The 17214-nt window shown below is 55.6% G+C and carries 17 protein-coding genes and 1 tRNA gene; 7 read left to right on the top strand and 11 right to left on the bottom strand.

Features of this window, described 5'->3' with window-relative positions; all coding sequences use genetic code 11:
- Positions 1 to 33 precede the first annotated feature (33 nt).
- Positions 34 to 1902 (bottom strand): M61 family metallopeptidase, encoded by a 1869-nt coding sequence (locus tag AC3DKS_RS06050; protein ID WP_474732045.1) that lies wholly within the window; start codon positions 1900 to 1902, stop codon positions 34 to 36.
- 146 nt (positions 1903 to 2048) lie between these two features.
- On the opposite strand from AC3DKS_RS06050, the gene pyrH reads away from it, so the two are divergent.
- Positions 2049 to 2756, top strand: coding sequence for a UMP kinase (gene pyrH / locus AC3DKS_RS06045; protein ID WP_012813689.1), 708 nt, complete (start codon positions 2049 to 2051; stop codon positions 2754 to 2756).
- Positions 2757 to 2777: 21 nt separating this feature from the next.
- Entirely contained in the window at positions 2778 to 3332 is a 555-nt protein-coding gene (gene frr, locus AC3DKS_RS06040; RefSeq protein WP_012813690.1) for a ribosome recycling factor, read from the top strand.
- Positions 3333 to 3409: 77 nt separating this feature from the next.
- Here frr and AC3DKS_RS06035 read toward each other — a convergent pair whose 3' ends face one another.
- Positions 3410 to 3532: a hypothetical protein gene (locus tag AC3DKS_RS06035; RefSeq protein ID WP_262500401.1), complete on the bottom strand. Its 123-nt coding sequence runs from the start codon at positions 3530 to 3532 to the stop codon at positions 3410 to 3412.
- Positions 3533 to 3632: 100 nt separating this feature from the next.
- Between AC3DKS_RS06035 and AC3DKS_RS06030 the strand changes: the two genes are divergently transcribed.
- The 4 genes from AC3DKS_RS06030 to AC3DKS_RS06015 all read left to right on the top strand — a co-directional run bounded on the left by AC3DKS_RS06030 (position 3633) and on the right by AC3DKS_RS06015 (position 9675).
- The gene (locus AC3DKS_RS06030; protein WP_012813691.1) at positions 3633 to 6032 is read left to right on the top strand and encodes an efflux RND transporter permease subunit; all 2400 of its coding nucleotides are present in this window, start codon (positions 3633 to 3635) and stop codon (positions 6030 to 6032) included.
- Between the two features lie 96 nt (positions 6033 to 6128).
- Positions 6129 to 7556 carry an asparagine--tRNA ligase gene (gene asnS / locus AC3DKS_RS06025; protein ID WP_272607616.1) on the top strand — a complete coding sequence of 476 codons (1428 nt, stop codon included), beginning with the start codon at positions 6129 to 6131 and terminating at the stop codon, positions 7554 to 7556.
- 56 nt (positions 7557 to 7612) lie between these two features.
- Positions 7613 to 9070, top strand: coding sequence for an RNA polymerase factor sigma-54 (gene rpoN, locus AC3DKS_RS06020; RefSeq protein ID WP_012813693.1), 1458 nt, complete (start codon positions 7613 to 7615; stop codon positions 9068 to 9070).
- Positions 9070 to 9675 (top strand): hypothetical protein, encoded by a 606-nt coding sequence (locus tag AC3DKS_RS06015; protein ID WP_272607617.1) that lies wholly within the window; start codon positions 9070 to 9072, stop codon positions 9673 to 9675. The genes rpoN and AC3DKS_RS06015 overlap by 1 nt, the downstream gene beginning before the upstream one ends.
- On the opposite strand, the gene AC3DKS_RS06010 is transcribed toward AC3DKS_RS06015, so the two are convergent.
- From AC3DKS_RS06010 to AC3DKS_RS05975, 8 genes are all read right to left on the bottom strand, one after another.
- Positions 9672 to 10406: a porin family protein gene (locus AC3DKS_RS06010; RefSeq protein ID WP_148214253.1), complete on the bottom strand. Its 735-nt coding sequence runs from the start codon at positions 10404 to 10406 to the stop codon at positions 9672 to 9674. The genes AC3DKS_RS06015 and AC3DKS_RS06010 overlap by 4 nt on opposite strands.
- A 74-nt stretch (positions 10407 to 10480) precedes the next feature.
- On the bottom strand, positions 10481 to 10963 hold the full coding sequence (locus AC3DKS_RS06005) for an ExbD/TolR family protein (RefSeq protein WP_012813696.1): 483 nt from the start codon (positions 10961 to 10963) through the stop codon (positions 10481 to 10483).
- A 12-nt stretch (positions 10964 to 10975) separates the two neighbouring features.
- Positions 10976 to 11581: an ExbD/TolR family protein gene (locus AC3DKS_RS06000; protein WP_041326868.1), complete on the bottom strand. Its 606-nt coding sequence runs from the start codon at positions 11579 to 11581 to the stop codon at positions 10976 to 10978.
- 11 nt (positions 11582 to 11592) lie between these two features.
- Positions 11593 to 12036, bottom strand: coding sequence for a hypothetical protein (locus AC3DKS_RS05995; protein ID WP_041326869.1), 444 nt, complete (start codon positions 12034 to 12036; stop codon positions 11593 to 11595).
- Positions 12037 to 12060: 24 nt separating this feature from the next.
- Positions 12061 to 12846 (bottom strand): MotA/TolQ/ExbB proton channel family protein, encoded by a 786-nt coding sequence (locus AC3DKS_RS05990; RefSeq protein WP_041326870.1) that lies wholly within the window; start codon positions 12844 to 12846, stop codon positions 12061 to 12063.
- Positions 12847 to 13304: 458 nt separating this feature from the next.
- Positions 13305 to 13392: transfer RNA gene (locus AC3DKS_RS05985), tRNA-Ser, on the bottom strand.
- Positions 13393 to 13457: 65 nt separating this feature from the next.
- Entirely contained in the window at positions 13458 to 14495 is a 1038-nt protein-coding gene (locus AC3DKS_RS05980; protein WP_012813700.1) for an asparaginase, read from the bottom strand.
- Between the two features lie 12 nt (positions 14496 to 14507).
- Positions 14508 to 15275, bottom strand: a complete 768-nt coding sequence (locus AC3DKS_RS05975; protein ID WP_012813701.1) for a TatD family hydrolase — start codon at positions 15273 to 15275, stop codon at positions 14508 to 14510.
- A 36-nt stretch (positions 15276 to 15311) separates the two neighbouring features.
- Between AC3DKS_RS05975 and AC3DKS_RS05970 the strand changes: the two genes are divergently transcribed.
- Positions 15312 to 15749 carry a retropepsin-like aspartic protease gene (locus AC3DKS_RS05970; protein WP_012813702.1) on the top strand — a complete coding sequence of 146 codons (438 nt, stop codon included), beginning with the start codon at positions 15312 to 15314 and terminating at the stop codon, positions 15747 to 15749.
- A gap of 83 nt (positions 15750 to 15832) precedes the next feature.
- Here AC3DKS_RS05970 and odhB read toward each other — a convergent pair whose 3' ends face one another.
- Positions 15833 to 17125, bottom strand: coding sequence for a 2-oxoglutarate dehydrogenase complex dihydrolipoyllysine-residue succinyltransferase (gene odhB / locus AC3DKS_RS05965; protein WP_012813703.1), 1293 nt, complete (start codon positions 17123 to 17125; stop codon positions 15833 to 15835).
- Positions 17126 to 17214: the final 89 nt, after the last annotated feature.

The raw sequence follows: 17214 nt of genomic DNA, 5'->3' as shown, positions 1-17214 counted from the left end.
TACAAGCCGCGGATGATTCGGGCACCTTCTTCCCTACCCCTTCAACCAGGCCTCCCTGAGACGCACAGCCTCAGCCGGCGCTTCCGAGTCGGGCAGGATCAGCAGTTCGGTAACCGTCGGGTTGCCCACCGTCCCTTCAAGGACGATTTCCTCCCCGTCCCGTTCCACCACCATGCGCACCTCGGTTTCCGGGCCCCAGCCAAAGCTTTGGCCAATGAGCATCCGCATGGCATTGAGGGTCACCTCCGTGCCATTGATGCTTTTCAGGACGTCTCCCCCCTGAGCGCCCAGGCCGGTGAAAAACGTATTCAGCGGAATGTCGCTGCGAAGGAAGATGTAGTCCGTATTGTCCGGGTCTACATCGATAAAGGGCATCTGGGATTGCATATCCTTGAGGAAAATCCCGCTTTCAACCTCCTGCTCCCCAAAATCCAGGCCCACCTTATCCAGGTAGGCCGCGTAATTTATCGGCGTGTTCCCGATGACGTGCGCCTGGAAAAAATCCCGGACCTCCGGGTAGGTCATCTCTACAATTTCATCAAAGAGGGCTTCGTCCCGGAACGGGGTATCCTCGTCGTATTTGGCCGAGAGTTCCTTCATCAGCGACAGGACGCCGTACGTGCCCCCGCTCAGCTCCCGCAGCCGGATATCCAGGGCCATATTGATCAGCGCCCCTTTTTCATACACGTTGGCGTACTCCGCCTCGTAGGGCTCCTCCAGGACATTCCGGCTCATCTCCGTAAACGACAGCGAATCGTTGTAATTGGAGGCATTCCGGATTTTGGTAACCATCCGGCTGTAAAAGTCCTCCTCGGAAATCAATTCCTGCCGGACCTGGAACAGGTTGGCAAAATATTCGGTAGTCCCCTCGTACATCCACAGGTGGCGGGACATTTTGGGGGCGTTGTAGTCAAAGTACTGGATTTCCTCCGAGTGGACATTCAGGGGGGTGACGATATGGAAAAATTCATGGGAAACCACATCGACCATCGCCTCCTCCAGCTGCGCGGCGGGGAGCTGCTCCGGGAGGACCACCACGGTGGATGTGTGGTGCTCCAGGGCCCCGAAGCCCCGGGCATCGTTGTCCAGGGTGGAGAGGTACAGCAGGATGTTGTATTCCCGGGTGCCGTCGATGTCGCCCAGAAAGGCTTTTTGCGCCTGCATCATCCGCTCCATGGCGGGTTGAATGGCCGCAGCCGAATAGGCACCATTCGGGGAATGTACACTGATGTTCACCGTGATATCCCCTACCTGGAAGGTAGCCGGCGGCTCCCCGCTGAGTTGAATCGGGTTGTCGATGACCTCGAAATAGCGGGAGGCGCTATAGGTAAACGTGCCGTCAGGCCCGGGACTCCCGCTCAGGGATGTGGCCGGATACAGCCCCTCCGGGATGCGCAGCTCCAGGGTGTACGGCTGCTCCCTGAGGCCCTCGAAGTAGCCGACAAACCCGTGCAGGTTCAACATATAGTGTTCCCCGGCCAGGATATTCGTCCCTGCGGGGGAAAACGGGGCGGGGTCCCCGGTGGCCTCCGAATCGTACGAATCGTTGACATAATACGTAATCCGGTCGAGTTCCCGGGCGCCGGAGATGGACCAGGTGTTGTCGTCCTCGCGGACTACTGGCATCGGATTGCCCTTATAGTCAAAGGCCGCAAGGCCTTCCACATAGCGTCCGTAATTATCTTCGCTGTAGGTACCCGGCACAGTTTTGGGGATGTAAAATTTCACTTCACCAGCGATAAACGCCCCGGGGTCCAGGGCAACCAGTACCCGGTCATCGCGTACATCCACCAGGTCCAGGCTGGCCTTAATGGGGGTTTCCCCCGCCGTCGGGAGGTTTCTGGTAGCGCTGCAGCCCACCAGGAGGAGGGATAGCATCAGGTGGTAAAACCGAATTTTCATAGTGTATATTGGATTTTCGCAAGGATATAGAAATTAATCGTGATTCCCCCTGGTTTTTAGATTAATTTGGCACTTTAACGGGGCCTCAGGGCCCGGACGGGCTAATAATTTTTGATTATTTTTGTTCGCAAACCAAGCCACACCCCATGCAGTACAAACGAATCCTTTTAAAACTCAGCGGAGAGGCCCTGATGGGCGACCGGTCTTATGGCATCGACCCCGGCAGACTGGCCTTGTACGCAGAGGAAATCCGGGCAGTTGTCGAAAAAGGCGTGGAGGTTGCCATTGTTATTGGCGGGGGAAATATCTTCCGGGGGGTGGCCGGCGCGAGTAACGGCATGGACCGCGTCCAGGGCGACCACATGGGGATGCTCGCCACCATCATCAACGGCCTGGCACTGCAGTCCGCCCTGGAGGACAAAGGGCTGGACACTCGGTTGCAGTCTGCCATCAAGATCAATGAAGTGGCCGAACCCTTTATCCGCCGCCGCGCCATGCGGCACCTGGAGAAGGGTCGGGTGGTCATATTCGGAGGGGGCACGGGCAACCCGTACTTTACCACAGATTCGGCAGCTGTGCTCCGCGCCATCGAAATCGAGGCAGACGTGATCCTGAAGGGGACCCGGGTGGACGGTATCTACACCAGCGACCCGGAAAAGGACAAGTCCGCCACCAAATTCGACAGCATCAGCTTTAAGGATGTCCTGAGCCGCGGCCTGAAGGTCATGGATACCACAGCCTTCACCCTGAGTCAGGAAAATGAACTGCCGATCGTCGTATTTGACATGAACAAACAAGGAAACCTGATGAAAATTGTTTCCGGCGAGAATATCGGAACCGTTGTTAACCTTTAATGGATATATCCAGTTAATACCATGAACGAAGACATTCAATTTATCCTGGACAGCGCAAAGGAGAACATGGATAATGCAATCTCCCACCTGGAAAAAGAGCTCGTGAAAATCCGGGCCGGCAGAGCCAGCCCGTCCATGCTTTCCTCCGTGATGGTGGATTACTACGGGAGCCAGACGCCCCTGAACCAGATGTCCAACGTAAACACCCCGGACGCCCGGACAATTTCCGTACAGCCCTGGGAAAAGGCCATGATCCCGAATATCGAGACGGCCATCACCAATGCCAACCTGGGGTTCAACCCGATGAACAACGGGGAAATGGTCATCATCAATGTCCCCCCGCTGACCGAGGAGCGCCGCAAGCAGCTCGTCAAGCAGGCCAAGGCAGAAGCGGAAGAGGCGAAAGTCAGTATCCGCGCCGCCCGCCAGGACGCAAACAAGGAGATTAAGGCGCTGGACATTTCCGAGGATCTCGAACAGAATGCCGAGATCGACATCCAGGAACTCACCGACACATACACCGAGCGCGTGGACGGCATCCTGGAGCACAAGGAAGCCGAAATCATGAAGGTGTAGCGGGACTTCTGTGCCGAAAGGGACCCCTGCGTCCCGGCCACACACAGCACCAACCCCCTTTTTGACAGGGGGTTTTTTTACGCCCCGTCCGCCCGGTACCAGATCAGGGCAGCCGCTATGAGCGCCAGCGTGCAAAGCACAATCAGCAACCGGTAGGCGCGACGGGCGCGACGCCGGTATCTGCGATGTTTTTCATCCATGGCGCGGGTTCTTGTTGCAAGCTACTAAACTTTTGGCCGGGAGGCTTTTAATTTGGTTTCGCTGCCGAATGTTTTCTACCTTTGCGGCCGACTCCTGGGAATGGCATTCAAACTCACACAAGGCTTCTGGGCCCGTACAGCCCGCATCATCCTGCGCAACCGCATCCTGATCCTGGTTGGGATTGCCCTGGTGACCGTCCTGCTGGCCACCCAGTGGAAAAACATGCAGTTCTCCAACACAGAGGCCAACCTGCTCCCGGACGACCACCCGGCTACACTGGAGTACGGCGCCTTTCTGGAACAATTCGGGGAGGAGGGAAACACGATTGTACTGGCCGTTAAGGATTCCCGCCTGTTTGAACCGGAGGCGTTTAACCGCTGGAATATTTTCAACGAACAGCTGGAGGCGTTCCCGGAGATCGATTTTGTCCTTTCCACGGACAACCTGCAACGCCTGGTCAAAGACAATGAGGCCCAGGAATTCCGCCTGGAACCCTGGCTCGCCGACAGTGTCCGTACCACCGGGCAACTCGACAGCCTTACCGACGAGCTATTCAACCGCATGCCGTTCTACGAAAAACTCCTCTATAACAAAGAGGGGCGGACCATCCAGTCCGTGGTCTACCTGGACCAGGACCTGGTCAATACAAAGGTCCGCAAGGATTTTGTGCTGAACGACCTGCGCAACCTGGTGGCGGAGTTTGAACAGGATACCGGGATGAATGTCCGCGTCTCGGGGATGCCCTATATCCGGACGATGAACTCCCAGAATATCATCGACGAAATCGGCAAGTTTATCTTTGCCGCCCTAGCGGTGACCTCGTTGATTTTCTTTTTCTTCTTCCGATCCATCCGCGCCACGCTGATTTCGATCTGCGTGGTTATTTTCGGGGTGATGTGGGCCTTTGGGACCCTGGGCCTGCTCCAGTACGAAATCACCGTGCTGACAGCCCTGATCCCGCCGGTGATCATCGTAATCGGCATCCCCAATTGCATCTTCCTGATCAACAAATACCAACAGGAAGTAAAAAAACACGGAAACCAGGCGCTTTCCCTCCAGCGGGTGATCTCCAAAATCGGCAATGCCACGCTGATGACCAATGTCACCACAGCCTCCGGTTTTGCCACCTTTATCATCACGGACAGCCGGTTGCTCTCGGAATTCGGCATCGTCGCCTCCATCAACATCCTGGGCATTTTTGTGCTTTCCCTGCTGATTATCCCGATCCTCTACAGCTTTATGCCGCTGCCCAAGACAAAACACCTGAAGCACCTCAACAAACGGTGGATCGACGCCTTTGTAAACTGGATGGAGCGGATCGTGCGGCACCAGCGCATTACCGTTTACATCGTGGCTATCTGCACGCTAGTGGCCAGCATCATCGGGATCTACCAGATCCGCATCTCGGGCAGCCCCATAGAGGACATGCCCAAGAAGGCCGAATTTTTCCAGGATATCCGCTTTTTTGAAGCCGAATTCGACGGGATCATGCCCGTGGAAATCGTGGTCGATTCCCGCCGGCGCAACGGCATCCTGAAACCGGCCACCCTGCGCCGGATGGACCAACTCGGGGAGGTGATCCGCGACATTCCGGAGCTTTCCCGTCCCATTTCCGTGGTGGACCTGGTTAAGTATTCCAAGCAGGCCTACTACAACGGCATCCCCAAATACTACCAGCTGCCGACGTCCCAGGAGAACAATTTTATCCTGGATATCGCCAGGAAATCCAAAGATAACGGTAACCTGCTCCAGAGCTTTGTGGATTCCACCGGGCAGGTGGCCCGGATCACCACCTTTATGCAGGACATGAAAACCGACCGCATGGAGGAAATTGAACAGGAACTCCGGGAGGAGGCCGCCAAGATTTTCCCGGAGGAGCGGTACGATGTCTCCCTCACGGGCAAGGCCCTGCTCTTCCTGAAAGGCACAAAATTCCTCGTGCGGAACCTGGTCCTCTCCCTGGCCCTGGCCATCGGCTTGATCTCCCTGCTCATGGCCTACCTCTTCCGGTCGTTCCGGATGATCGTCATCTCCCTGATCCCGAACCTACTCCCCCTGGTGATAACCGCAGGGGTGATGGGCTTTCTGGGCGTCCCGATCAAGCCTTCCACCATCCTGGTTTTCAGCATTGCCTTCGGGATTTCCGTAGACGACACAATCCACTTCCTGGCCAAATACCGGCAGGAACTCATCAGCAACCACTGGCGCATCCGCAAGTCCGTCTATGCTGCTCTGCGCGAAACGGGAGTGAGCATGTTCTACACCTCCATCGTCCTGTTTTTCGGGTTTTCCGTGTTCACCATTTCAAACTTCGGGGGCACGGTGGCCCTGGGGGCCCTGGTTTCGGCCACCCTGCTCTTTGCCATGCTCGCCAACCTGATCCTGTTGCCGTCCCTGCTGCTCTCCCTGGAACGGAACATCGCCAACAAGCAGGTACTCAAAAAGCCGCAGATCGACATCCTCCCCGGGGGGACGGGCTCCGGCCAGGACCGGGATTAGCCAGGGGCACAGCCCCGGAACCACCTATTTTTACGGGCACAGTTTGCATCAATACCGTATCTTTGACGCTGTTTAACCGACAGACAAAAAGGAAATATGACGCGTATACGATCCATCCTCAGCGAAGCCCCGTTGCTCAGTGAAGTCAGCGTATCCGGCTGGGTCCGAACCTTTCGTTCCAACCGCTTCATCGCCCTGAACGACGGGTCGACGCTGCAGAACCTGCAATGTGTCGTGGATTTTGAAAATTTTGACGAGGCAACACTCCGCCGGATCAACACCGGGGCAGCCCTGACCGTTCGGGGAACGCTCGTGGAAAGCCAGGGCCGCGGCCAAAAGGTGGAGGTACAGGTAAGCCAGCTGGAAATCCACGGGGATGCCGACCCGGAAAGCTATCCGATTCAGCCCAAGAAACACTCCATGGAATTTCTCCGGGAGCAGGCCCACCTGCGAATCCGCACCAATACGTTCGCCGCGGTGATGCGGGTGCGTTCCGCCCTGGCCTTTGGCGTACACGAGTATTTCACCAGGAACGGGTTCTACTATTTTCACGCCCCGATCATCACCGGATCCGATGCGGAAGGGGCCGGGGAGATGTTCCGGGTGAGCACCCTCGATCCGCTGACACCCCCCAGGGACGAGTCCGGCAATGTGGATTTCGGGGAAGACTTTTTCGGAAAGGAAACAAACCTGACGGTTTCGGGTCAATTGGAAGCCGAGGCGTACGCCATGGCCCTGGGCAAGGTCTATACCTTCGGCCCCACCTTCCGGGCGGAAAACTCCAATACCTCCCGCCACCTGGCCGAGTTCTGGATGATCGAACCCGAGATGGCCTTTTACGACCTGGATGCGAACATGGACCTGGCGGAGGATTTCATCCAGGAGGTTATCCGCTATGTCCTGAAGCATTGCGAGGAAGACCTGGCCTTTCTGGATAAACGCCTGGAGGATGAAGAAAAGCGGAAACCGCAGGCCGAACGCTCGGGCATGGGGCTGATTGAAAAACTGCGCTTTGTCACGGACCAGCCGTTTAAGCGGGTTACCTATACGGAGGCTATCGAAATCCTGCGAAACAGCAAGCCCAACAAGAAAAAGAAATTCCAGTACCCCATAGACGCCTGGGGCGCCGATTTACAAAGCGAGCACGAGCGCTACCTGGTGGAAAAACACTTCCAGTGCCCGGTGATTTTGTTTAACTACCCGGCAGAAATCAAGGCCTTCTACATGCGGCTGAACGACGATGGGAAAACCGTCCGGGCCATGGACATCCTGTTTCCGGGGATCGGGGAAATCGTCGGGGGTTCCCAGCGGGAAGAACGCCTGGATGTCCTGCAGGAAAAGATGCAGCAACTGGGCATAGACGAAAAAGAACTCTGGTGGTACCTGGACCTGCGTCGCTTCGGGACGGCCGTCCACAGCGGCTTTGGCCTGGGCTTTGAACGCCTGGTGCAATTTGCGACCGGCATGGGGAACATCCGGGACGTAATCCCCTTCCCCCGAACGCCACAGAACGCAGAATTCTGATCGCTTTTGCGTAATTTTAAATCAAACCCTGAAGACTCCGGACTACTTCCAATCCCATGCTGAAACAACACCTGCAATTAAAACTGTCACAGAAGCTGTCGCCCCAGCAGATCCAGCTGATGAAGCTGATCCAGCTGCCGACACTCGCTTTTGAACAGCGGCTTAAGCAGGAAATGGAGGAAAATCCGGCCCTGGAAAGCGGGAAGGAAGACACGGGCACCCTGGAGGACGAATACGCCGACACCTTTGACGAATCCGAGGACAGCGAACGGATCGAGGCGGAAGACATCAACATCGACGACTACCTGGGCGACGACGAAATACCCGATTACCGTACCCGGGCCAACAACTACAGCGAAGACGACTCGGACCGGCAGGTGCCCTATGCAGCGGGCATATCCTTTACACAGCACCTGCTCAACCAGCTCAATACGGAGTACCTGGATGACCAGGAATGGACCATCGCGGAATTCCTGGTGGGCAGCGTGGATGAAAGCGGTTACATCCGGCGCCCCGTGGCCGACATCATGGACGACCTGGCATTTACGCAGAACGTTTACACCGACGAGGCCACCATTGAAAAAGTGCTCCAAAAGGTACAGCAGCTCGACCCGCCCGGGGTGGGCGCCCGTTCCCTGGAGGAATGCCTGTTGCTGCAACTGGAGCGGAAGGAGCCCTCCCCTGCCGTGGAGATGGCCATTGAGATCCTCCGGAAATCCTTTGACCACTTCAGCAAGAAACACTATAAAAAGCTCCTCCAAAAACACGATATCGGGGAGGAGGCGCTTCGGGAAGCCATAGGGGAAATCGAGAAACTCAACCCGAAACCCGGCGGATCCTATTCGGGCGGCACCAAAATCGTGGAACACGTAGTACCGGATTTTACCATCCGGATAGTGGACGGGGAACTCGAGTTGAGCCTCAACGGCAGGAACGCCCCCGAGCTGCATGTTTCAAGGGAATACAGCAATATGCTGGCCGGGTATAAAAATGCCAGGGACAAATCGAAACAGCAGAAGGACGCCGTGATGTTCATAAAGCAGAAACTCGATGCGGCCAAGTGGTTTATCGACGCTATCAAACAGCGGCAGCAAACCCTGTATGTGACCATGAATGCCATCATGGAATACCAGCGGGAATATTTTATGACGGGCGATGAGCGCAACCTGAAACCGATGATCCTGAAAGATATCGCCGACCAGATTGGGATGGACGTGTCGACGGTATCCCGGGTGGCCAACAGCAAATACGTGGACACGCCATACGGGACCCGGCTCATCAAGGAGTACTTTTCGGAGTCCATCAAGAACGAACAGGGGGAAGATGTCTCTACCAAGGAGATCAAAAAGATCCTGGAAACCGTGGTGGGTGAGGAAAACAAACGGAAACCGCTCACGGACGACAAGCTCGCAAAAATCCTCAAGGAGAAAGGCTACCCGATTGCCCGACGGACCATCGCCAAGTATCGCGAACAACTGGGCATCCCGGTGGCGAGACTCCGAAAAGAAATATAATGCGCTTCTTCAGCCAGCTCGTCAGCTACCTGTTCCACCCGCTGCTGATCCCGCTCTATGGCACGGTCCTGTATTTCCGAATCACCCCCAAATTCAGCCCGCTGGAGATGCAAAGCGGCAACGTCCTGCCGGTCTTCATCCTCACGGTAATCATCCCGGTAATCAGCATGCTCATCCTGCGTAACCTGGGCATGATGCAAACCTCCCGCCTCTTGCGGCCCCAGGAACGCATCTATCCGCTGCTGATTTTTCTGGTCCTGCTCCTGATGGTTTTGTTCCGGGTGATCCCGAACAACTACGCGGCGGAACTGTACTTCTATTTCCTCGGGATGATCATCGCCACGGTTGCCTCCCTGCTGCTGGCCCTGGCAGGCAAACCGGTAAGCCTCCACATGGCGGGCGTCGGCACGTTGCTGATGTACCTGATTTCCCTGAGCATCCATTTTGAAAAAAACATCGTCCTGGCTATCAGCGCCTGTACGCTCTGTACGGGTCTGGTCGGGACTGCCCGCCTCTACCTGCAGGTTCACGGACGCGCCTCCGTCCTCACAGGCTGGCTGATTGGCCTGGTATCCCAGCTGATCCTGGTCCGTTTCTGGTTCTAAAGGATGTAAAAGATCAACCCGATCCGCAGGGGCACCATGTCCAGGTCGGCGCCGTCAGGCCCGGGGACATCGCTTTCAAACAGGTTGTTCAGGCCGTAGTACACGTGGAAGTTTATCGTATTGTAACCGATATTCAGCGTCAGGCCGTAGCGGAAATTGTCTGTATCCGTGTTGTAAAAACTGTCTTTAAATTCCGAGGTGACAAATTTGGACCTGGATCCGACCACATACCCCAGTTTGAATCCGGTATAGATGCGCCAGAAACTGTAATCCGTTGCCGTGGAATTCCGCCATCGGAACTGCACGGGCAATTCCACCAGGTGGGTCTCGATTTTATTCCGCTTGTAGGAGTCCTCCTCGTCCAGGATGATGTACTGGAAATCCTCGCCATTCTGAATGGCCCTGAGGTTGCTGTAATAGGAGTTCACGCCATATCCCAATCCGATTCCCAGGGCCAGGGTACGCTTCGGGTTGATGGGAAGGTCCTTGATAAACCCCATATAGATCCCGTAGGATATCAGGTTATTCTGGGAGACTCCTTCCGGCTGGTTCAGGAGCAGGTTAAAGGAGAACCCGACGTAGAACTGGTCTTCCAGGTATTCCGAATCGATGAGGGGCGCCCCGGTATCCAGGGAGTCCTTCGGAAGATCCGTGCCCGTGGGATTGCCTTCCTGACCGATAACAGGGACCAGGCAAAATAGCAGGATGAAAGTGGCGATTCGGGCTTTCATATGTACAACATAAAAAAAACGCTTCAAAGACTGAAGCGTTTTTTACATCTAAATTGGTTTTGAAAAAATGACTCCTACTGGATATTCCGGAAGGCATCCCCTTCGTAGGTCGTATAATTGACCTTCAGGGCATTAACCTTGCGCAGTTCCTGTTTGATATCCGATATCAGGCCCATATTGGCCTCCTTGTCTACCTTGAGTGCCGTGGTCAGCACATTCTGGATATCCTGGGGCTTCTTGGCCCGTTCCTGCAGGATGTAATCCCCGACTTCGGATACACTGGCAAACTTGTCATTCAACTGGATTTTGGGCTCGGTACCAAAGGTCTTCTGGTACTGGGTAGTGGGTTTCCCCACATAAATGTAAATTACCCGGTCCTTCTTTTCCAGCTTCTTGGTTTCACTCGCATTGGGCAACGTATTGTCCACCATCAGCGTATTGTCCTTCATGGTGGTAACCGTCATGAAGAAGAACAGCAGCATGAAAACAATATCCGGCAGCGATGCCGTGGATACCGCCGGGATGTCGCCGTCTTTTTTCTTATTAAACTTAGCCATGTCTCGTCTTTTTTAATTTGAAGTTGTCTCGGCCTCCGAAAGTTTCTGAGGGAAGAGTTCCTGCACACGCAACACCTTTTCCTTCAGTTCTTCCCGGACATCCTCGTCGGTTTCGGGATTGAGATACTCCGCTTCCATATCCGTAAAATCCCGGCCGTACAACCTCTGTGCCTCCCGGTTCCTGAGCTCGTTATAGGCACCTACCAGTTCGTTCTGAACCGTAATATATGTGCCGTAACGGGTCTCCCGGTCGTTCTTGAGCGAAATAATCGCCTTGCCCGGGTTATCCGATGATGCCTCATCCCCGGCGCCTTTGCAGTAATTGCAGGTTCCGTCTCCGCCATTGTCCAGAAAGGCCATGGCTTTTTCTCTCAGGTCCTGCAACTCCGTAAGCTCCTCTTCGACGAGCAACTGACCGTTCTTGTTGATATTCACCGTGAAGATGTTCTTCTGTTTAATCACCACATCCTCTTCCGGCGGCTCGATGGGCGGCAACATACGGTCCAGCCCCGCGTCGGTTTCAATGGTGGTGGTTACAAGGAAAAAGATCAACAGCAGGAAGGCGATATCCGCCATGGACCCTGCATTTACTTCCGGTGGTGCTCCTCTTCTAGGCATATTCCTTGGATTTACTTATTCGACATTTTCTTGATCCCTCCCCACAGCATGGAAGCTACGGCGATAATCACCAGGATGAAGAACATATTGAGGCCTGCGCCGATATTCTTCACGGTACTCTCGGTGGTTGTCACGCCTCTTCCCGCCATTTCCTCAACGGTGCCGTCTGCCCCGTCCGACAGGACATAGGCGATGGCGACTACCAGCAGGAAGCCGACGATGACAAACAACGTCTTTTTCAGGCTCGCCGGGTTGGAGAACAGGTTTTTAAGTGCGAACAACAGGCTGGAGACCACTGCGATTCCCAACAGGATGTACATGATGATAAACATCCCGTTCATGGCACCGCTGTCAATCGCCTCGGAAGCCGGCATTTCGCTTTCGGGAAGCATAAACCACAGAATGGCTGCAATCGCTCCCAGAACTATCAATAATATTTTTACAATCTTATGCATGTTCTATGGTATTAGGCGTCCGACTTACTTCTTGTGATCAACCAGCATATCGATCAGGATGATCGATGAATCTTCCATATCATTGACGATGCTGTCGATCTTGGCAATGATGTAGTTGTAGAAGATCTGAAGGATGATCGCAGTAATCAGACCGAATACCGTCGTCAACAGGGCTACCTGGATATCCCCGGCAATCAGGGAAGCACTCAGGTTACCTACTGCGCTAATTTTCTGGAAGGCCTGGATCATACCGATTACCGTTCCCATGAACCCAAGCATCGGGGCAATGGCGATAAAGAGTGAAAGCCAGGATACGTTTTTCTCGAGTTGTCCCATCTGAACCCCGCCGTAGGCAACTACCGCCTTCTCGGCAGATTCAATACTCTCACCGGCCCGGTCGAGACCCTGATAGTAGATGGAGGCAACGGGGCCCTTGGTGTTGCGGCAAACTTCCTTGGCCGCTTCAACACCGCCGGAAGCCAGCGCATCTTCTACCTGTTGCTTCAGCTTGGTCGTGTTCGTGCTGGCCATATTGAGGTATATGATCCGCTCGATGGCTACCGCCAGTCCGAGAATCAGACAGAGCAGTACGATGCCCATGAATCCGGCACCCCCCTGGATGAATTGTTCTTTAAGAACCTGGGTAAATCCTCTGTCGTCGGCAGCAGCTGCATCGTCCTGTAGCATAACAGTCGCTGTAGTCAGGGTTGAAGACAGGTTTGAAAGGATTGCTGGCGCTTTAGCGCTTACCGTATTTGTTCCGAGGACAAATAGCCCAGCCAGAGCCAGGAATGAGAATAATTTTTTCATTTTTTCAAACTTAAATTTAGATTAGTTATTAGGGTTAAAGATAACAAAAAATTGGAATTAAAAAACTAAAATCAGGGGCTCCAGGCCCCGGAATCCTTAAAAAACCCGAGGGTTTTCAGCATATATTCAGCCTGGTTCAGAAAATCCTTGTGAATCTTTCAAAACCGCCTCCGGGATTAGCTGCGCTGATCCCTCAACCTCTTTCAGTGTGCCGGACAAGCATGGGAATCTCCGTTCGGCTGCGCCGACCGGTTTCCCCCCTTCATCATTTCAATCCGCCTCCGGGATTAGCTGCGCTGATCCCTCAACCTCTATCAGTGTGCCGGACAAGCATGGGAATCTCCGTTCGGCTGCGCCGACCGGTATGCTCTCAAAACCGCGACTTTCAAAAGCGGGCTTTTGACGGCGCTTGTTTTGAGAGCATCACCGCCGCGGTGCGGCGGTGATTCCCTTTTGTGCAGAGAGGAAGGGATTCGAACCCTCGATGCACTTTTGGTGCATACACACTTTCCAGGCGTGCGCCTTCGACCACTCGGCCACCTCTCTAAAATACCCGAAAAACGGGGTGCCCAATAAACAAAAAATTTAGGATTATATGAAATTTTGCCCGGTTAATTTTGGGACATCTCACCCCGTAGCGGGGATTCAAATATGGTTTTGAAGGACTTAGGGGAAACCGACGAACCGAGCAGGTACATGAGCTTGGCCAGGGCGGCTTCCGACGTAATGTCCCGTCCGTCGATCAGCGGTATATCCAGCAGGCCCGAACTGGTTTCGTAACGCCCCATCAAAACGGAGCCCCCGCTGCACTGGGTTACGTTTACGATGTGCAATCCCCGGCCGGCCGCTTCCCTCAGGGCATCCAGGAGCCAGGGGGCCGACGGGGCATTCCCGGCCCCGAACGTTTCCAGTACCACCCCTTTCAAACCGGGGGCACCGAGCTGGTGGCGCAGCCAGTCCGGGTGCATCCCGGGGAAGAGCCGCACCACCCCTACCTGGTTCACGAGGTCCGTGCGCACCTTGAGGGCGCTTTTTCTGGGGGTGCGCCAAAGCGCTTCCTTCCGGACCTTCAGGTGGACGCCGGACACTGCCAGGGGCGGGTAGTTCGGGGAATCAAAGGCTTCGAAGTGCTCTGTATTGACCTTGGTCGTCCGGTTGCCGCGGAACAATTTGTACTCAAAATACAGGCAGACCTCGCGGACCAGGGGCTCGCCCCCTTCCGACAGGGCGGCAATCTGAATGGAGGTAATCAGGTTTTCCTTCGCATCGGTGCGCAGGTCGCCGATGGGAAGCTGGGATCCCGTCAGGATAACGGGCTTGGCGAGGTTCTCGAGCATGAAGCTCAGGGCCGAAGCCGTGTAGCTCATCGTATCGCTGCCGTGTAAAACGACGAAGCCGTCGTACCGGTCGTAATGCTCCCCGATCAGGGTGGCGAGTTGTTGCCAGTGCGGCAGATCCATGTTTGAGGAGTCGATCGGGTTGGCAAAGGCCACCGTATCGATCCGGCAATCGAGCTGGTGCAGCTCGGGTATCTGTTGGAGCAGGTTGTTGAAGTCGAAGGCGCGGAGGGATCCCGACCCGTAGTCGCGGACCATTCCGATGGTTCCCCCCGTGTAGATGAGCAAGATGCCGGTGCCGTTTCTGGCCATAAGACGTACTTTTTAAACGCCAAAGACCTCCCGGGAAGTCTCCGTCGTGATTTCTGCGATGCGCGCTTCGGGAATCCCGTAGATTTCCGACAGGCGGGAAACCACGAATTTCAGGTAGGCGGGTTCATTGCGTTTACCCCGGTGGGGCGTCGGCGCCAGGTAGGGCGAATCGGTTTCCAGCACCAGCGATTCCAGGGGGAGCTCGTCCAGGAACTGGTCGATCTTCCCGTTCTTAAAGGTAGCCACCCCGCCAATCCCGAGCTTCATCCCGTAGGCCAGGGCGAGCCGGGCCTGTTCCAGCGTTCCGGTAAAGCAGTGGAAGATGCCGCGCAGGTCCGGCCCCTGGCATTCGGCGAGGATTTCAAAAATTTCGTCAAAGGCTTCCCGGCAATGGATAACAATTGGCAGCCCCCGGGATTTTGCCATCCGGATCTGCCGGCGAAAGGCTTCCTGCTGGGCTTCGAGCCGGGTTTGGTCCCAGTACAGGTCAATCCCGATCTCCCCGACGGCCACGTAGCCCCCGCGGTCCAGTTCGCGTTCGACATGCCGGAGTTCTGCCTCAAAATCCTCCTTCACGTGGGTGGGGTGCAGACCGCACATGAGGAAAACCTCATCCGGGTAAGCTTCCCGCAAATCCCGCATCCGCTCCGTATAGGCGGAGTCGATGGCGGGGATAAAAAACCGCTCCACGCCTTCGGCCCGGGCACGGGCCATCATCCGGGCCCGGTCCTCGTCAAAAGCTTCCACGTATAAATGGGCGTGTGTATCTGTCAGGGTCACGGCGCAAAAATAGGATTATCTTTATCAAAAAATCTCATGGGCACCCTTAAAAAGTTCCTGCTGGACCGCGGCTTCAGCGCAATGCCCCTGGAACGCACCCGCACCGACCACCTGGCGCTCTCCGGTTCCCTGAACGGGGTGACCGGCCGTTTTATCCTGGATACCGGGGCCTCCAATACCTGCGTGGGGCTCGACCGGACGGAGCGCTTCCGCCTGCTTACCGAAATCTCCGAGATCCGGGCCGCAGGGGCAGGAGCAGTAGATATGGAGACCCTGGTTTCCGATGGGAACACCCTGGCGCTGGAAGGTTGGGAACGCCCGGACATGCAGGTTGTCCTCTTTGACCTCAGCCATGTGAACCAGGCCCTGGAAAGCCAGGACGAACCCCCCGTGGACGGCATCCTCGGGGCGGATATCCTGCACGGCGGCAAGGCAGTCATCGACTACGATTCCTGCAACCTCTATCTCAAATAAAAACCCCGGCCGGGGCCGGGGCATCGCAATAATTAATCCGTTTTTGTTTCCGGTATCCGAGAATACCGATGCCGGGGTACCGGCTAGAGCTCCAACGCTTTTTTCAGGTCCCCGTCCATGAGGTGTTCCACCGGGTTCTCGATCGCCTCCTTAATAGCCACGAGGAATCCGACAGATTCCTTCCCGTCGATAATCCGGTGGTCGTAGGAAAGCGCCACGTACATTACCGGCGCGATGGCGATGGCGCCGTCGCGGACGATGGCCCGTTCGACGATGTTGTGCATCCCCAGGATACCGCTCTGGGGCGGGTTGATGATCGGGGTGGAGAGCATCGAACCGAAGACGCCGCCGTTGGAGATTGTAAAGGTACCCCCGGTCATTTCGTCAACGGTGATCTGTCCGTCGCGGGCCCGGAGCGCCAATCGCTTGACCTCTTCTTCGATGCCGCGGAAACTCAGGTTTTCCGCATTGCGGATCACCGGCACCATCAAGCCTTTCGGTCCGGACACGGCGATGCTGATATCGCAGTAATCGTAGGTAATCATTTCCTTGCCGTCGATCATGGAATTCACCGCCGGGAACTGTTGGAGCGCCCGGATCACGGCTTTGGTGAAGAACGACATAAAGCCGAGTCCCACCCCGTGCTTCTCCTTAAAAGCTTCCTTGTGTTCCGCACGGATATCGAATACCGCAGACATGTCCACCTCGTTGAAGGTCGTCAGCATGGCTGTTTCGTTTTTGGCGGATACCAGGCGTTCGGCCACCTTGCGCCGCAACATGGAAAGTTTGCTCCGGGACTCCCCGCGGGATCCACCTCCGGGGCTGCCCATGGAAGGCACGGCTTTAACGGCGTCGTCCTTGGTAATGCGGCCGTCTTTTCCAGAGCCCTTCACGGATGCCGGGTCGATGCCTTTTTCATCGAGGATCTTCTTCGCTGCAGGCGATGCAACCCCGGAAGCATAGGTTTCCTTGGCCTGCCTGGGTTGCGGGGCCTTTGATCCCCCGGCCTGGCCTGCCTGTTCTTTTTGCTTGTCGAGTTCCTTTTCGGCGTTTCCGCCAGAGCCTTCATCCCCCTTGCCCACGGAATCCGTTCCGGCGCTGCCTTCCTGGTCTTTGCCCCCGGAAGCGTCCGGCTTTTCCGCATCCGTATCGATCAGGCAAACGACTTCGCCAACGGCCACGGCATCCCCTTCTTCGGCTTTCAAGGTGATCACCCCGCTTTCCTCGGCGGGCAACTCCAGGGTGGCCTTGTCGGAGTCCACCTCGGCAATGGCCTGGTCCTTTTCGACGTAGTCCCCGTCCGAAACGAGCCATTGGGCAATTTCCACTTCCGTGATGGATTCGCCCGGAGAAGGTACTTTCATTTCTAGAATCATGCGATTTCCTCTTTTTGTATTTTTTCAGTTGCTGTGTGAAACAAAATCTTACTGTTTCCTATCCCAATGGTATTTTGCCGGCGGCCGCC

This window comes from Robiginitalea sp., assembly GCF_982776155.1.
This window is presented reverse-complemented; position numbering and strand designations above follow the sequence as displayed.

Bases quoted from the DNA above. Each gene is read 5' to 3' on its own strand.
- AC3DKS_RS06050 (WP_474732045.1), bottom strand. From the start codon at position 1,902: ATGAAAATTCGGTTTTACCACCTGATGCTATCCCTCCTCCTGGTGGGC.
- pyrH (WP_012813689.1), top strand. From the start codon at position 2,049: ATGCAGTACAAACGAATCCTTTTAAAACTCAGCGGAGAGGCCCTGATG.
- frr (WP_012813690.1), top strand. From the start codon at position 2,778: ATGAACGAAGACATTCAATTTATCCTGGACAGCGCAAAGGAGAACATG.
- AC3DKS_RS06035 (WP_262500401.1), bottom strand. From the start codon at position 3,532: ATGGATGAAAAACATCGCAGATACCGGCGTCGCGCCCGTCGCGCCTAC.
- AC3DKS_RS06030 (WP_012813691.1), top strand. From the start codon at position 3,633: ATGGCATTCAAACTCACACAAGGCTTCTGGGCCCGTACAGCCCGCATC.
- asnS (WP_272607616.1), top strand. From the start codon at position 6,129: ATGACGCGTATACGATCCATCCTCAGCGAAGCCCCGTTGCTCAGTGAA.
- rpoN (WP_012813693.1), top strand. From the start codon at position 7,613: ATGCTGAAACAACACCTGCAATTAAAACTGTCACAGAAGCTGTCGCCC.
- AC3DKS_RS06015 (WP_272607617.1), top strand. From the start codon at position 9,070: ATGCGCTTCTTCAGCCAGCTCGTCAGCTACCTGTTCCACCCGCTGCTG.
- AC3DKS_RS06010 (WP_148214253.1), bottom strand. From the start codon at position 10,406: ATGAAAGCCCGAATCGCCACTTTCATCCTGCTATTTTGCCTGGTCCCT.
- AC3DKS_RS06005 (WP_012813696.1), bottom strand. From the start codon at position 10,963: ATGGCTAAGTTTAATAAGAAAAAAGACGGCGACATCCCGGCGGTATCC.
- AC3DKS_RS06000 (WP_041326868.1), bottom strand. From the start codon at position 11,581: ATGCCTAGAAGAGGAGCACCACCGGAAGTAAATGCAGGGTCCATGGCG.
- AC3DKS_RS05995 (WP_041326869.1), bottom strand. From the start codon at position 12,036: ATGCATAAGATTGTAAAAATATTATTGATAGTTCTGGGAGCGATTGCA.
- AC3DKS_RS05990 (WP_041326870.1), bottom strand. From the start codon at position 12,846: ATGAAAAAATTATTCTCATTCCTGGCTCTGGCTGGGCTATTTGTCCTC.
- AC3DKS_RS05980 (WP_012813700.1), bottom strand. From the start codon at position 14,495: ATGGCCAGAAACGGCACCGGCATCTTGCTCATCTACACGGGGGGAACC.
- AC3DKS_RS05970 (WP_012813702.1), top strand. From the start codon at position 15,312: ATGGGCACCCTTAAAAAGTTCCTGCTGGACCGCGGCTTCAGCGCAATG.
- odhB (WP_012813703.1), bottom strand. From the start codon at position 17,125: ATGATTCTAGAAATGAAAGTACCTTCTCCGGGCGAATCCATCACGGAA.